This is a genomic window from Pseudomonas sp. SM4 (assembly GCF_051913165.1).
Classification (GTDB): Bacteria; Pseudomonadota; Gammaproteobacteria; order Pseudomonadales; family Pseudomonadaceae; genus Aquipseudomonas.
In genome coordinates, this window is record NZ_JBODOE010000008.1 from 281,961 (window position 1) to 296,080 (window position 14,120).

General features: G+C 61.2%; 11 protein-coding genes. 4 read left to right on the forward strand and 7 right to left on the reverse strand.

Annotation, left to right across the window (positions count from 1 at the left end):
* Positions 1–122 precede the first annotated feature (122 nt).
* Entirely contained in the window at positions 123–1,964 is a 1,842-nt protein-coding gene (ilvD, locus tag ACQ4MY_RS17390) for a dihydroxy-acid dehydratase (RefSeq protein ID WP_008088424.1), read from the forward strand.
* A gap of 166 nt (positions 1,965–2,130) precedes the next feature.
* On the opposite strand, the gene ACQ4MY_RS17395 is transcribed toward ilvD, so the two are convergent.
* Positions 2,131–3,192 carry a haloacid dehalogenase-like hydrolase gene (locus ACQ4MY_RS17395; RefSeq protein ID WP_440095946.1) on the reverse strand — a complete coding sequence of 354 codons (1,062 nt, stop codon included), beginning with the start codon at positions 3,190–3,192 and terminating at the stop codon, positions 2,131–2,133.
* Between the two features lie 241 nt (positions 3,193–3,433).
* On the opposite strand from ACQ4MY_RS17395, the gene ACQ4MY_RS17400 reads away from it, so the two are divergent.
* Entirely contained in the window at positions 3,434–4,825 is a 1,392-nt protein-coding gene (locus ACQ4MY_RS17400; protein WP_008088428.1) for an L-cystine transporter, read from the forward strand.
* Positions 4,826–4,935: 110 nt separating this feature from the next.
* Here the strand turns inward: ACQ4MY_RS17400 and ACQ4MY_RS17405 are convergent, their stop codons facing one another.
* Complete coding sequence (locus ACQ4MY_RS17405; RefSeq protein ID WP_141126276.1) at positions 4,936–5,448, reverse strand: dihydrofolate reductase; 513 nt, start codon at positions 5,446–5,448, stop codon at positions 4,936–4,938.
* A gap of 85 nt (positions 5,449–5,533) precedes the next feature.
* Between ACQ4MY_RS17405 and ACQ4MY_RS17410 the strand changes: the two genes are divergently transcribed.
* Both ACQ4MY_RS17410 and ACQ4MY_RS17415 read left to right on the forward strand, forming a co-directional pair.
* A complete protein-coding gene (locus ACQ4MY_RS17410; protein WP_440095947.1) occupies positions 5,534–6,907 on the forward strand; it encodes a DUF2868 domain-containing protein in 1,374 nt (457 codons plus the stop codon).
* Positions 6,900–8,276, forward strand: a complete 1,377-nt coding sequence (locus ACQ4MY_RS17415; RefSeq protein ID WP_008088431.1) for a GTPase/DUF3482 domain-containing protein — start codon at positions 6,900–6,902, stop codon at positions 8,274–8,276. The genes ACQ4MY_RS17410 and ACQ4MY_RS17415 overlap by 8 nt, the downstream gene beginning before the upstream one ends.
* Positions 8,277–8,405: 129 nt before the next feature.
* Here ACQ4MY_RS17415 and ACQ4MY_RS17420 read toward each other — a convergent pair whose 3' ends face one another.
* The 5 genes from ACQ4MY_RS17420 to ACQ4MY_RS17440 all read right to left on the reverse strand — a co-directional run bounded on the left by ACQ4MY_RS17420 (position 8,406) and on the right by ACQ4MY_RS17440 (position 14,102).
* Positions 8,406–8,963: a phosphonate degradation HD-domain oxygenase gene (locus tag ACQ4MY_RS17420; protein ID WP_440095949.1), complete on the reverse strand. Its 558-nt coding sequence runs from the start codon at positions 8,961–8,963 to the stop codon at positions 8,406–8,408.
* Positions 8,963–10,096 carry a TIGR03364 family FAD-dependent oxidoreductase gene (locus ACQ4MY_RS17425; RefSeq protein ID WP_440095950.1) on the reverse strand — a complete coding sequence of 378 codons (1,134 nt, stop codon included), beginning with the start codon at positions 10,094–10,096 and terminating at the stop codon, positions 8,963–8,965. Before ACQ4MY_RS17425 ends, ACQ4MY_RS17420 begins: the two co-directional genes overlap by 1 nt.
* A 143-nt stretch (positions 10,097–10,239) precedes the next feature.
* Positions 10,240–11,265, reverse strand: coding sequence for a putative 2-aminoethylphosphonate ABC transporter substrate-binding protein (locus tag ACQ4MY_RS17430; protein WP_007912988.1), 1,026 nt, complete (start codon positions 11,263–11,265; stop codon positions 10,240–10,242).
* Between the two features lie 36 nt (positions 11,266–11,301).
* On the reverse strand, positions 11,302–13,026 hold the full coding sequence (locus ACQ4MY_RS17435; protein WP_440095951.1) for a putative 2-aminoethylphosphonate ABC transporter permease subunit: 1,725 nt from the start codon (positions 13,024–13,026) through the stop codon (positions 11,302–11,304).
* Positions 13,026–14,102, reverse strand: coding sequence for a putative 2-aminoethylphosphonate ABC transporter ATP-binding protein (locus ACQ4MY_RS17440; protein ID WP_440095952.1), 1,077 nt, complete (start codon positions 14,100–14,102; stop codon positions 13,026–13,028). Before ACQ4MY_RS17440 ends, ACQ4MY_RS17435 begins: the two co-directional genes overlap by 1 nt.
* Positions 14,103–14,120 lie beyond the last annotated feature (18 nt).

Here is a 14,120-nt window from a genome sequence, read left to right on the forward strand (position 1 = left end):
AGACCAGCGGCGATCCCGCAACGTCATCGGCAGCTTCCGGACACACGGCCATTTCTGAGTGTTCCAGACGTTAATAGAAGCTCACTCCCATTTAGTACCTGATTAGCCGCCCGGAGTGCTCCATGCCAGATTACCGCTCGAAAACATCCACCCACGGCCGCAACATGGCCGGCGCCCGCGCACTGTGGCGCGCCACCGGGATGAAAGATGACGACTTCAAAAAGCCGATCATCGCCATTGCCAACTCGTTTACCCAGTTCGTACCGGGCCACGTGCACCTGAAAGATCTGGGCCAACTGGTCGCCCGCGAAATCGAACGCGCCGGCGGTGTAGCGAAAGAATTCAACACCATCGCCGTGGATGACGGCATCGCCATGGGTCACGACGGCATGCTCTATTCGCTGCCGAGCCGCGAGATCATCGCCGACTCCGTCGAGTACATGGTCAACGCCCACTGCGCCGACGCCATCGTCTGCATTTCCAACTGCGACAAGATCACCCCGGGCATGTTGATGGCTGCGTTGCGCCTGAACATTCCGGTGATTTTCGTTTCCGGCGGCCCGATGGAAGCCGGCAAGACCAAACTCGCTTCCCACGGCCTCGACCTTGTCGACGCCATGGTGATCGCCGCCGACGAAAGCGCTTCTGACGAGAAAGTCGCCGAGTACGAGCGCAGCGCTTGCCCGACGTGCGGTTCGTGCTCCGGCATGTTCACCGCCAACTCGATGAACTGCCTGACCGAAGCCCTCGGCCTCGCACTGCCGGGCAACGGTTCGACCCTTGCCACCCACAGCGACCGCGAACAGCTGTTCCTGCAGGCTGGCCGCACCATCGTCGAGCTGTGCAAGCGTTACTACGGCGAGAACGACGAGTCGGTATTGCCGCGCAACATCGCCAACTTCAAGGCGTTCGAGAACGCGATGATGCTCGACATCGCCATGGGCGGTTCGACCAACACCATCCTGCACTTGCTCGCTGCCGCCCAGGAAGCCGAAATCGATTTCGACCTGCGCGACATCGACCGTCTTTCGCGCACCGTTCCACAGCTGTGCAAAGTCGCGCCGAACATCCAGAAGTACCACATGGAAGACGTACACCGCGCCGGCGGCATTTTCAGCATCCTCGGTTCGCTGGCCCGTGGCGGTTTGCTGCACACTGACCTGCCGACCGTACACAGCCGCAGCATGGAAGAAGCCATCGCCAAGTGGGACATCACCCAGACCACCGATGAAGCGGTGCATCACTTCTTCAAGGCTGGCCCGGCCGGTATCCCGACGCAAACAGCGTTCAGCCAGTCGACCCGTTGGGAAACCCTGGATGACGACCGTGAAAACGGCTGCATCCGCAGCTTCGAGCATGCCTATTCGCAAGAAGGTGGTTTGGCTGTGCTGTACGGCAACATCGCGCTCGACGGCTGCGTGGTGAAAACCGCTGGCGTCGACGAGTCGATCCACGTTTTCGAAGGCAACGCGAAGATCTTCGAAAGCCAGGACAGCGCGGTGCGCGGCATCCTCGCTGACGAAGTGAAGGCTGGCGACATCGTCATCATTCGCTACGAAGGCCCGAAAGGCGGCCCGGGCATGCAGGAAATGCTCTACCCGACGTCGTACCTGAAATCCAAAGGCCTGGGCAAAGCCTGCGCCTTGCTCACCGACGGTCGTTTCTCCGGCGGTACGTCCGGCCTGTCCATCGGTCACGCTTCGCCAGAAGCAGCGGCCGGCGGCGCGATCGGTCTGGTGCAGGACGGCGATAAAGTGCTGATCGACATTCCGAACCGCTCGATCAACCTGTTGGTCAGCGACGAAGAACTGGCGGCACGCCGCGCTGAACAGGACAAAAAAGGCTGGAAACCGGTCGAGATTCGTCCACGCAAAGTCACCACCGCCCTCAAGGCTTACGCCCTGCTGGCGACCAGCGCCGACAAAGGTGCTGTGCGTAACAAAGCGATGCTCGACGGCCTGTAAGCCTTAAGCGACGAATAGAAAATGCCCCGCCTCAGTGCGGGGTTGATCGTTCCCACGCTCTGCGTGGGAATGTCTCAAGGGACGCTCCGCGTCCAGTGACGCGGAGCGTCACGGGCTGCATTCCCACGCAGAGCGTGGGAACGATCAACCCGATCCCTTCTGGGGGTTACTGGATTTCTTCTGGTTTGACGATCACCCAATTCTTGTCTGCCGTCACCGGCAACCCTTCCTTCGCCTGCGCCGCCGCGTGCTTGGCCATCATGCCGTTCAACTGCGTCATGTACTTGTCCTTGCGGTTGATCCACAAGTGAATCCCGCCCTTGGCCACGTCGACATCGTGGAACAGCATGTAACCGTCGCTGGTCGGCGTATCGCCACCGACCAATATCGGTTTTTTCCACTCATCAATGTAAGTAAGAATCGCCGCGTGCTTGCCGGCCATCCACGTCGCCGGGGTCCACAGGTACGGCGTCAACTCCAGGCCCAGGTTGGCCTTCTCGTCATATTTGCCGGCAGTGATCTGCTTGCGCGCGGTGGTCAGTTCGTTGGTTTCACGGTTTTTCAGCAGCGTGGTCACACCAATGACGTTCTGCGGTTTGACGTTGTAGCCGTACTTCGGATCAGCCGCGACCATGCGCACCAGCTCCTCGGAAGCAGCGGTCATCACGTAAACCTCGATGCCGTTCTCCATCAGCTTGTTGTACAGCTCAACCTGACCGGTGAAGATTTTCGGCGGCTGCACATCAAGGGTTTTGACCACATCGCCTTCGTAATAAGTCGCCGGCACCGGTTTGCCCGAAGCCATCAGCTCATCGACGTAGCCTTTGAGTTCCTTGAGGGTGAAACCGGAGAACACCTGCGCCACCCACGGGTAGCAGACCATGTCGTCGACTTCGCAGAGACGATAGTAGTAACTGAACAGGCTTTCCTTGTGGTCGGCGGTGTCCTTGAACGGCATCAGTTTCAAGGAGGGGTCGAGTTTGTCGCGGGTGATCAGGCCCTTGTTCTCCATGAACGGCAGCAACGACTCTTCGAGGTCGTAGCGGTAACTGGTGTTGTCCATGTCAAACACCGCGTAGTTACCCTTGTTGGCGTTGGCCGCGATCATCGCGTCCAGCGCTTTGGCCTGATCGGCGGGCCAGTGTTTCAGGTCGGTGGCGAAAGCCTGAGAAGCCAGGCCCATCCCCACAGCCAGTGCGACAGCCAGAAATTTCGGTGCGAACTTCATCGACGCTTTCTCCCTGATGTAAAAGCATCGACGCTAACAAATGTGTATGACAGTCCTCGTCTGTCAGCGACCGCCCACGCCGCTATTTGCGCCAGATGCATTGCCGAGAGCGACACGCGCTTATTCCAAAAACGACGGACACCCTAAGATTTCGGTATTAAATCATTGTAAATCAAGCTGTTAGGCTTGCCGGTTCGCAGCAGCCCCGGAAGGCTGTTGGCAAAGTCTTTCTGGAGTTCTCATGAACCTACCGTTGATTCTCAACCTGCTGGTGTTCCTCGCCCTGCTGTTCGGTCTGGCGCAAACCCGCCACACCACGTGGAGCCTGGCGAAAAAAGTCCTGCTCGCACTCGCGCTGGGCGTGGCCTTCGGCGTGGCGTTGCACACCGTTTACGGTGCCGGCAACCCGGTGCTGAAAACCTCAATCGGCTGGTTCGATCTGGTCGGCAACGGCTACGTGCAGTTGCTGCAAATGATCGTTATCCCGTTGGTGTTCGCCTCGATCCTCAGCGCCGTGGCGCGCCTGCACAACGCGTCGTCGCTGGGCAAAATCAGCTTTCTGACCATTGGCACGCTACTGTTCACCACGGCGATTGCCGCGCTGATTGGTATCGGCCTGACCAACCTGTTCGGCCTTACTGCGGAAGGTCTGGTCGCCGGCACCCAGGAAATGGCTCGTCTGCAAACCATTCAGACTGACTACGCCGGTAAGGTTGCCGACCTGAATGTGCCACAACTGCTGCTGTCGTTCATCCCGCAAAACCCGTTCGCCGACCTGGCCCGGGCCAAGCCGACCTCGATCATCAGCGTGGTGATTTTCGCGGCATTCCTCGGGGTTGCCGCGCTGCAGCTGCTCAAGGATGACGTCGAGAAAGGTCAGAAAGTGATCAACGCCATCGACACCCTGCAAGCCTGGGTGATGCGTCTGGTGCGTCTGGTGATGAAGCTGACCCCGTACGGTGTGCTGGCGCTGATGACCAAAGTGGTCGCTGGGTCCAACCTGCAGGACATCATCAAGCTCGGCAGTTTCGTCGTGGTGTCGTACCTCGGTCTCGGCCTGATGTTCGTCGTGCACGGCTTGTTGGTGTCGGCGGCCGGGATCAACCCGCTGCGTTTCTTCCGCAAGATCTGGCCGGTGCTGACGTTCGCATTTACCAGCCGTTCCAGCGCGGCGAGCATTCCGCTGAGTATTGAGGCGCAGACCCGTCGATTGGGGATTCCGCAATCGGTGGCGAGTTTCGCAGCATCGTTCGGTGCGACCATCGGCCAGAACGGTTGCGCCGGTCTGTACCCGGCGATGTTGGCGGTAATGGTTGCGCCGACCGTGGGCATCAACCCGCTGGATCCGTTGTGGATCGCGACGCTGGTGGCGATTGTGACGCTGAGTTCGGCCGGTGTGGCCGGTGTCGGTGGCGGCGCGACGTTCGCGGCGCTGATCGTGCTGCCGGCGATGGGTTTGCCGGTGTCACTGGTGGCGTTGCTGATTTCGGTTGAACCGCTGATTGATATGGGGCGTACGGCGTTGAACGTGAGCGGTTCGATCACCGCTGGCGCGATTACCAGTCAGGTGATGCAGCAGACTGATAAAGAGTTGCTGGATGCCGATGAGCATGCGGAGCTAGCTCAGGCTTAACCGCAACACATACTTGTGGCGAGGGGATTTATCCCCGTTGGGTTGCGTAGCGACCCCATTATTTTGGGGCTGCTGCGCAACCCAACGGGGATAAATCCCCTCGCCACAATTTAGGCTTTCTCCCAAACCTCAAAGCTGTACGCGGGTTTATCGCCCTCAGCTGGATTCGGCACGTTCGACACCAGTTTCCACTGGTTCAAATCAAACTCCGGAAACCACGCATCCCCTTCCGGGCTCAACGCCACGCGCGTCAGATACAGACGATCCGCCTGCGCCAGCCCTTGCGCGTACAACTGCGCGCCACCAATCAGCATCAGCTCATCAACGCCCTGTTCCTTCGCCCATTCTCCGGCGCGAACCACCGCGGCTTCCAGCGACGGATACACCTCGGCACCTTCCAACACCAGATCGGCCTGACGGCTGACTACGATGTTCAAGCGCCCCGGCAGCGGTCGGCCGAGCGAATCCCAGGTCTTGCGACCCATGATGATCGGCTTGCCCAAGGTGGTGGCCTTGAAGTATTTGAAGTCCCCCGGCAGGTGCCAGGGCATGCTGTTGTCGACGCCGATCACGCGGTTTTCACCGAGGGCTGCGATCAGGCTGAGGGGGAGTGATTTAGTCATGCCGGCGAGGATACCAGAGCCGCGCTTACCCCGATAAGCGCCACAGCGGTTATGCTCAGCGCTGGATTAAGCGACGGGATGCCGCGTGACTGAACTGACTCCACTGCAAAACCTCTGGCTCACCGAGACCGTGCGCCTGCGCGAAGAACACGCCGGCCCGCTGGAAGATCTGGAAGCCAATCGACTGGCGCGCACCGCTGGCGGCGATCTGCCGAGCCGCATTCAACGCCGCGCGTTATGGCTGGCAGAACGTGACGGGCTGACGGCCGCACTCAAACACTGGCTGCAAGGCGCGCGTCTGGCGCTGGTGTTGCTGATGATCTTCGCGGTGTTGAGCGGCGCTGGTCTGGCCTTCGCCGCACTCGGCCAGACGCCGGTCAACGTGTTCTGGGCCTTGGGCAGTCTGCTCGGGCTGAACCTGATTCTGCTGCTGAGCTGGTTGCTGGGCTTGATCTTCGCCGGCGAACACGGCGCCACCCTTGGACGATTGTGGCTGTGGCTCAGCGAAAAAATGGCCCGTGACGCCAAAGCCGCGCAACTGGCGCCGGCACTGTTACTAATGCTGCAACGCAAGAAACTCAATCGCTGGGCACTCGGTACGCTGGTCAACGGCTTGTGGCTGTTGGCGATGCTCAGCGCATTGATTCTGCTGCTGACACTGATGGCGACCCGGCGCTACGGCTTCGTCTGGGAAACCACGATTCTCAGCGCCGACACCTTTATCCATGTCACCCACGCGCTCGGTTATCTGCCGTCGCTGCTCGGTTTCAATGTGCCGACGGTGGACATGATCCGCGCCAGCGGCGACGGCGCGCTCGACATCGAAAGCGCTCGTCAGGCCTGGGCGACCTGGCTGGTTGGCGTTTTGGTGGTGTACGGCGTGCTGCCGCGTCTGCTGCTGACGCTGTTGTGTTTCTGGCGCTGGAACAGCGGCAAAGCCGCGCTGCGTCTGGAACTGAACCTGCCCGGCTACGCGCAATTGCGTGAACGCCTGATGCCGACTAGCGAACGCCTCGGCGTCAACGATCCGGAGCCTGCGCAAATGCATCGTGTCGAAAGCAGCGTTGGCGAATTCGCCAGCGAAGGCGCGCTGCTGGTCGCCATCGAACTCGATGAACAACGTCCATGGCCGCCGGCATTGCCGAAAAATGTCAGCAACGCCGGCATCCTCGACAGCCGCGAGTCACGGCACAAACTCCTCGAACAATTGAGCCGCTTTCCGCCAGCACGCCTGGCGATTGCCTGCGATCCACGGCGCTCGCCGGATCGTGGCAGCCTCGCGCTAATCGCCGAGCTGGCGCGCAGCGCTGGCGAAACCCGCGTGTGGCTGCTGCAAGCGCCGCCCGGCGAAGCGCTGGACGCCGAACGCCTCGGCGACTGGCACATAGCGCTGCAACAACTGGAGTTGCCGTTCGCCGATTGCGCGCCGTTGAACTGGCTGGAGACGGGTCATGACTGATGCCTGGAAAGCGCCGCTGAAACTCGCAGTGGTCGGCCACACCAACGTCGGCAAGACCTCACTGTTGCGCACGTTGACCCGCGATGTCGGCTTCGGCGAAGTGTCTCATCGCCCGAGCACCACGCGGCATGTCGAAGGCGCGCGGTTGTCGGTGGACGGCGAGCCATTGCTCGACCTCTACGACACGCCGGGGCTGGAAGACGCCATCGCCCTGCTGGATTTTCTCGAGCGCCTGGAACGCCCCGGCGAACGCCTCGACGGCCCGGCGCGACTGGCGCGGTTTCTCGACGGCAGCGAGGCGCGCCAGCGTTTCGAGCAGGAGGCGAAAGTGCTGCGGCAACTGCTCGCCTCCGACGCCGGTTTGTATGTGATCGACGCCCGCGAGCCGGTGCTGGCCAAGTACCGCGATGAACTGGAAGTGCTCGCCAGTTGTGGCAAACCGCTGCTGCCGGTGCTGAATTTTGTCAGCAGCGCCAACCATCGCGAGCCGGATTGGCGCGAGGCGCTGGCGCGGCTGGGGCTTCATGCGTTGGTGCGTTTCGACAGCGTGGCGCCGCCTGAAGATGGCGAGCGGCGGCTGTATGAAAGTCTTGCGCTGCTGCTGGAAAATGCCCGTCCGCAACTGGAACGGTTGATTGCTGATCAACAGGCTCAGCGCCTGGCGCGTCAGCAAAGTGCGGCGCGGTTGATTGCTGAATTGTTGATCGACTGTGCGGCTTGTCGGCGCAGTGTGGTCAGTGAAGCGGCACAGGAACAGCAAGCCATCAGCGAGCTGCGCAAGGCTGTGCGCCAGCGCGAGCAAAAGTGTGTTGAAGCGCTGCTCAAGCTGTATGCGTTTCGTCCGCAGGATGCGGCGGCAAGTGATTTGCCGTTGCTCGATGGGCGCTGGGGCGACGATCTGTTCAACCCGGAAACCTTGAAGCAACTTGGTGTGCGGGTGGGTGGCGGAATTGCTGCCGGTGCGGCGGCAGGGGCTGGTGTGGATTTGCTGGTTGGCGGGATTACCCTTGGCGCAGCGGCGTTGGCGGGAGCGATTGCCGGGGGTGCGCTGCAGACGGCGCGTAGTTATGGCAGTCGCTTGCTCGGCAAGATCAAAGGGCAGCGTGAGTTGACGGTGGATGACGGGGTGTTGCGGCTGTTGGCGCTGCGCCAGCGGCAGTTGGTGTTGGCGCTGGATCAGCGCGGGCATGCGGCGATGGACGCGGTTCAGGTGGCGACGCCGCAGGATAAGACCTGGCGTGAGGGCAAGTTGCCGGAGGCGCTGAACAAAGCGCGGGCGCATCCGCAGTGGTCGTCGTTGAATCCGCAGGCGAAGTTGAATCAGGCGGAAAGGCAGGAGCAGGTTGAGTCGTTAGCCAAAGGGCTCTAGTGCCTGACCTGGCCCCATCGCTGGCAAGCCAGCTCCCACAGGGATCTCGGCTGATCACAAAAAATTGTATTCACCGAAAAACCTGTGGGAGCTGGCTTGCCAGCGATGGCAGCAACCCGGTTCCAAGACCTAAGCAGCCAACAATCGCGCCGCTTTCTCCTTCAATAAGGCCAGATCAATCACCGGCACCGCCCTCTCCTTGGCCAGCTCATCCCACTGCCTCATCCGCAGGCTGACGGCACACAACGGATCGCGCTCAAACACATCCGCCTCAGCCTCCGTCATCACCCCACCCTGATACTCCAGCGTCCGCCGGCTCGCCTCACTCAACCGCTCGAAATACCCCGGCTCACGCAACGTCAGATACCGCTTGGCCTGCACGTGATATTCCACCAGCCGCGCCATACGCTCGCTGAAACCGGCCTCACGCAAATAATCCGCGCCGAGCCTTTCATGGCTGACCACGCCATAGCCGCCCATGTTTTCCGCGCCTTCGCCACACAAATGGCCGATGTCATGGAAGAACGCCGCCAGCACCACTTCATCATCAAAGCCCTCGGCGATCGCCAGTTCGGCGGCCTGGGACATGTGTTCGATCTGCGACACCGGTTCGCCGATGTAATCGCTGGTGCCAAAACGCTCATACAGCGCGAATACCCTGGCGACGGTTTGTTCGTGACCTGTCATCAAATCTCCTCCAGCAACTGCGCAATGTTGCGCTCAGCCAGCGCCGGGCCGACGCTCATGCCGACGCCGCTGTGCATCAGCGCCACACTCAACCCCGCTGCCGGGCGCAGCAACGAAAACGGTGCCGGCCCCCGAGCACCATAGACGCCCTGCCAGCGCTCGACCACTTGCACTTTGCAGCCCAGGGTCTGCTCGGCCAACTCGATCATCCAGTTGTCCACTTGCTCAGCGTTGAACGGTGAAGGGTCGCTGCCGTAATGGTGCGAGTCGCCGATGATCAGTTCGCCGTACGGCGTCGGGCTGATCAGCAGGTGGATTCCGTTGTCGTGCAGATGCGGTTGTTCACGGAGGATCTGCGCCTGCACCGCCGCCGCTTCCGGCAGATCGGCGAAGGCGCCGTAGTGCACGCAACTGAGGCCGGTGAGCAAGGCGTGTTGCAGATTCAGATCGGTCGCAGGTTTGGCGCGGAGCATTTGCAGGCGGCAGATTTGCGGGTCGAGGGCGGCGATTGGTTCGGCCAGCAGGGTTTGATAATCGTGGCCGGAGCAGACGATGATCTGCTTGGCGGTAAAACTGCCGGCGGTGCTGTGCAGGTGACCGGGTTCGACATCGCGCACCAGTGTGGAGAAGTGAAACTCAACGCCGAGGTCGCGGCGCAGGTAATCGATCAGCGCCGGGATCGCTTCGCGCGAGTACAGCTGTTGATCGTCGATGCCATGAAGCGCGGCGCGGTGATGACTGAACTGGCCGTTGTAGAGATCGCGTAGGGCGGCGCCGCGCAGCAGTTGAATGTTGTAACCGTGCTCCACGGCGCGACCGTTGCAGAAGGCTTCGAGCAGATGTTCTTCGGCTTCAGTGCGGGCGAACAAATACGAACCGTTGCGCTTGATTTGCAGGCCGGCGAGTTGCGCCCAATCGCCCCAGATCTCGCGGCTGGCTTTGGCTAGATCAAGCATTTGGCCCGGTGGCTGGCCGGTGACCAGGGCCTGACCGAAGTTGCGCACCGAGGCGCCGAGGGGCGTGGCGGTGCGTTCGAAAACAGCGACCTTGAGGCCGCGTTTGGCGGCGGCGTAGGCGTGGGACAGGCCAAGGATACCGGCGCCTACGATGAGCAGGTCTTTGTGTTGTGTCATTTAGAGGTGCTCTGAATGAGAGGCCGTCATCGCTGGCAAGCCAGCTCCCACAGGTATCGAGGTGTTCACAAAATTCGTGTTCACCGCAAAACCCTGTGGGAGCTGGCTTGCCAGCGATGAGGCCCTGTCAGTCGATTAAGATCTTACTTGGCAGCCACTTTCTCGGACTTGCCGTCATAACGCTTGCGCCACTCGGTAAGGATCTCGTCGCGATTCTTCGAGGCCCAGGCAAAGTCGTTCTTGATCAGACGTTGCTCATAATCCGCCGGCAATTCGGTCTGCGGCTTGGCAATCCCCGGCTGCGCAAGAACCGCAAAGTTCTCCTTGTACAGATCCATCGCCTCAGCACTCGCCGAGAAGTCAGCAAGTTTCTTCGCCGCCTCTTCATGCGGCGTACCTTTGATCACGGCAGTCGCTTCGATCTCCCAGCCCAGACCTTCTTTCGGCAGAATAATGTCCAGCGGCGCGCCCTGACGCTTCAGCTGTACCGCCGGGTATTCAAAGGAAATCCCGATCGGAAACTCGCCCGCCGCTGCCAGTTTGCAAGGCTTGGAACCGGAGTGAACATACTGGCCAATGTTCTGATGCAGGCCATCCATGTACGCCCAACCCTGCTTCTCGCCGAAAGTTTGCAGCCAGGCGCTGACGTCGAGGAAACCGGTGCCGGACGACGCCGGGTTCGGCATAACAATCTTGCCCTTGTACTCAGGCTTGGTCAGATCCTGCCAGCTCACTGGCTTGGTCAAACCCTGCTTCTCGGCTTCTACAGTGTTGAAGCAAATCGTTGCGGCCCAGACGTCCATGCCGACCCACGCTGGCGGGTTTGCGGCGTCGCGGTAGTTCGCGCCGATCTTGCCGAGATCCTTCGGCGCGTAGCTTTGCAGCATGCCTTGCTGATCGAGGATCGCCAGGCTGGAAGCGGCCAGGCCCCACACCGCGTCAGCCTGCGGACGGGCCTTTTCGGCGAGCAGTTTGGCGGTGATGATCCCGGTGGAATCGCGTACCCATTTGATCTCGACGTCCGGGTTGGCTTTTTCGAAGGCTTCTTTGTAGGACTTCAGTTGCTCGGCTTCGAGGGCGGTGTACACCGTCAACTCGGTTTTTGCCGCGAAGGCATTCAGGCTGAAAGTAGCGAGCACAGCAGCGGCCAGGGCCATAGGCTTGAACATGATCGTTTTCCTGTAATGAGTTGAACGGGGTTGGAATCAGTGACCGGGCGCGGTTTGCCGCCAGGCTTGAGAACGGCGCAGCAAGCCGCGCGACGCCCACGCCAGCAGCAAGGACACGCCCGCCGAAGTGAACAGAATCAGGGTCGACATCGCTGCCGCGCCGCCAACGTTGCCGGCGTCATCCATGTTCAGCACTGCGACCGCCGCGAGGATGGTGTCGGGGCTGTAGAGGAAGATCGCCGCCGACACGGTGGTCATCGCCGAGACGAACAGGTAGCGCACGATGTCGAGCAGCGCCGGCAGGCAGATTGGCACAGTGACGCGCAGGTAATGCCGGTACAACGGCGCCTTCAGCGACAGCGCGGCGGCTTCGAACTCGGCGTCGAGTTGGCGCAATGCAGTGGTCGCGGTCATTTGGGCGGTGGTCAGGTAGTGCGCAATGGTGCAGACGATCAGCAGCGTCATCGTCCCGTAGAGCACGTGCAGCGGGTTACCCGTGAGGTTGAAGAAGAAAACGTAACCCAGACCGAGAACCAGCCCCGGCACCGCCATCGGCACAAAGCTGAGCATGCGCAACGCCAGGTTGAGGCCGCGCTGGTCGCGGGTTTTCTCCATCAGATAAGCGCCGGTGAAGATCAGCACGCTGCCGATCAACGCCGTGCCCAGCGCCATTTTCAAACTGTTGCTGTAAGCCAGCCAGCCACCGCCGGCGGTCTCGTTGAACTGATAGTGGTTGAGCGACAGCGACAGGTTGTACGGCCAGAACTTCACCAGCGACGAAAACACCGCCATGCCGAACACCAGAATCAACGCCGCGCTGATCAGCAAAACAATCGCCAGATAGCAGCCATCGCGCAGCTTCGACGGCGCCGGTTTGAACACCTGAGCGCGACCGCTCATGGAGTCACCGTGACGACGACGCAACCAGGCATCGACACCGAAGCTGAACAGCGCCGGCAGCAACAGCACCATGCCAATCAACGCGCCGCGACCGAATTGTTGCTGGCCGACCACAGCTTTGTAGGCTTCCAGCGCCAGCACTTGATAGTCGCCACCGACCACCACCGGCACACCGAAATCGGTGATGGTCAGGGTGAACACCAGACAGAACGCGGCGAACACAGCCTGACGCGTCGCCGGCCAAGTGATGCTGCGAAACGCCTTGGCCGGACTGGCGCCCATGCTCGACGCGGCATCGAACAGCCGCGCATCGGCCAGCGACAATGCCGAGAGCAGAATCATCAGCGCATGGGGGAAGGTGTAAATCACCTCGCCCAGCACAATCCCCCAGAACCCGTAGATGTTGTCCGAGAGCAGCCCGCGTAACATGCCCTGGTTGCCGAACAGATAAACCAGTGCAATCCCCGGCAGCATCGACGGCGCCATCAGCGGCAGCAGAGAAATCCCGCGCCAGATACCCTTCGCCGGAATCATCGTGCGTTGCAGCGCGTAGGCAAACAGGTAAGCCAGCGGTACGACGATGGCCGCAACGCTGAGTGAAACTTTCAGACTGTTGCCGAGCAGCCAGTGGAAATTCTCGCTGGTGACCATCTCCTTCGCCGCGATCCAGCCACCGCCCTGCCCGGCCTCATTACTAAAGCCACGCCAGAAGATCGCCAGCAACGGCAGCAACACCGCGATACCGAGCAACAGCAGCAAGAGGATTTTGCCGCCGACGACAAAAATGCGGTCGCCGATCTCGGCTTTCGAGGACTGTCGCACCTGCTTGTGCGGTAGCGGCAGCGCGAGGTTGCTGTTCATCAGGCAAACACCTGCAGGCTGCGCGGCGGCAAGGCGACCATGATCTGCTGGGCGCCGAGGCGTGGCATGGCTTCCGGGGCGAGTTCGGCGAGCAAGGCGTGGCCAGGCAATTGGTCGAGTTCGAAGCTCATGCGGCAGCGATTGCCGAGGAAGGTGATCTCGCGGACTTTGGCCGGGAACAGGTTTTCTTCGTGCACCGGCGGGTTGACGTTGATCGCCTCCGGGCGGCAGAACAAACGGCCCGAAGCACGCTGAACGCTGCCGTCGCTGAGGCGCAGGTTCATCCCGCCGACCTGTGCGTGGCTGTCGCTGCTGCGCTGAAACGGCAACCAGTTGCCCTGCCCGACAAATTCGGCCACGAACGGCGTGGCCGGGCGGTTGTAGATTTCCTGCGGGGTGGCGTACTGCTCGACGCGGCCGTTGTTCATCACCGCGATACGGTCGGCCATCAGCATGGCTTCGTCCTGATTGTGCGTGACCATCAGCGTGGTGATGCCGAGGCTGCGTTGCAGCTGGCGCAGTTCGGTGCACAGATGCTCGCGGACGCGGGCGTCGAGGGCGGACATCGGCTCATCAAGCAACAACAGCGACGGTGCTGGTGCCAAGGCCCGAGCCAGAGCCACGCGCTGCTGTTGGCCGCCGGACAATTGACCGGGGTATTTTTTCTCGCTGCCGAGAAGGCCGACCAGTTCCAGCATCTGGCCGACGCGACGGCGGACTTCGTCGCGACCGCTGCCGGCGAGGCCGTAGGCAATGTTCGCTTCGACGGTCAGATTGGGGAACAGCGCGTAGGACTGGAACAGAATCCCGTAATCACGGGCTTGCGGGGCAAGGTGCGAAACGTCGCGATCGCCAAGGTACAACTCGCCGCTGTCCTGCTTCTCCAGACCGGCGATGCAGCGTAGCAACGTGGTCTTGCCGCAGCCCGAGGGGCCGAGCAGGCACACCAGTTCACCGGCGGCGACGTCGAGGGAGACATTATCCAGTGCAGTGAACGCGCCGAAGCGTTTCTGCACGCCGCGCACTTTCATCGGCGCACCGGGGTTGGTCAGGGCAGTTGCGATGGCAGGATTCATGGACAGACCTCATCAAGC

Bases quoted from the DNA above. Each gene is read 5' to 3' on its own strand.
- ACQ4MY_RS17400 (WP_008088428.1), top strand. From the start codon at position 3,434: ATGAACCTACCGTTGATTCTCAACCTGCTGGTGTTCCTCGCCCTGCTG.
- ACQ4MY_RS17425 (WP_440095950.1), bottom strand. From the start codon at position 10,096: ATGACACAACACAAAGACCTGCTCATCGTAGGCGCCGGTATCCTTGGC.
- ACQ4MY_RS17420 (WP_440095949.1), bottom strand. From the start codon at position 8,963: ATGACAGGTCACGAACAAACCGTCGCCAGGGTATTCGCGCTGTATGAG.
- ilvD (WP_008088424.1), top strand. From the start codon at position 123: ATGCCAGATTACCGCTCGAAAACATCCACCCACGGCCGCAACATGGCC.
- ACQ4MY_RS17405 (WP_141126276.1), bottom strand. From the start codon at position 5,448: ATGACTAAATCACTCCCCCTCAGCCTGATCGCAGCCCTCGGTGAAAAC.
- ACQ4MY_RS17415 (WP_008088431.1), top strand. From the start codon at position 6,900: ATGACTGATGCCTGGAAAGCGCCGCTGAAACTCGCAGTGGTCGGCCAC.
- ACQ4MY_RS17435 (WP_440095951.1), bottom strand. From the start codon at position 13,026: ATGAACAGCAACCTCGCGCTGCCGCTACCGCACAAGCAGGTGCGACAG.
- ACQ4MY_RS17430 (WP_007912988.1), bottom strand. From the start codon at position 11,265: ATGTTCAAGCCTATGGCCCTGGCCGCTGCTGTGCTCGCTACTTTCAGC.
- ACQ4MY_RS17395 (WP_440095946.1), bottom strand. From the start codon at position 3,192: ATGAAGTTCGCACCGAAATTTCTGGCTGTCGCACTGGCTGTGGGGATG.
- ACQ4MY_RS17440 (WP_440095952.1), bottom strand. From the start codon at position 14,102: ATGAATCCTGCCATCGCAACTGCCCTGACCAACCCCGGTGCGCCGATG.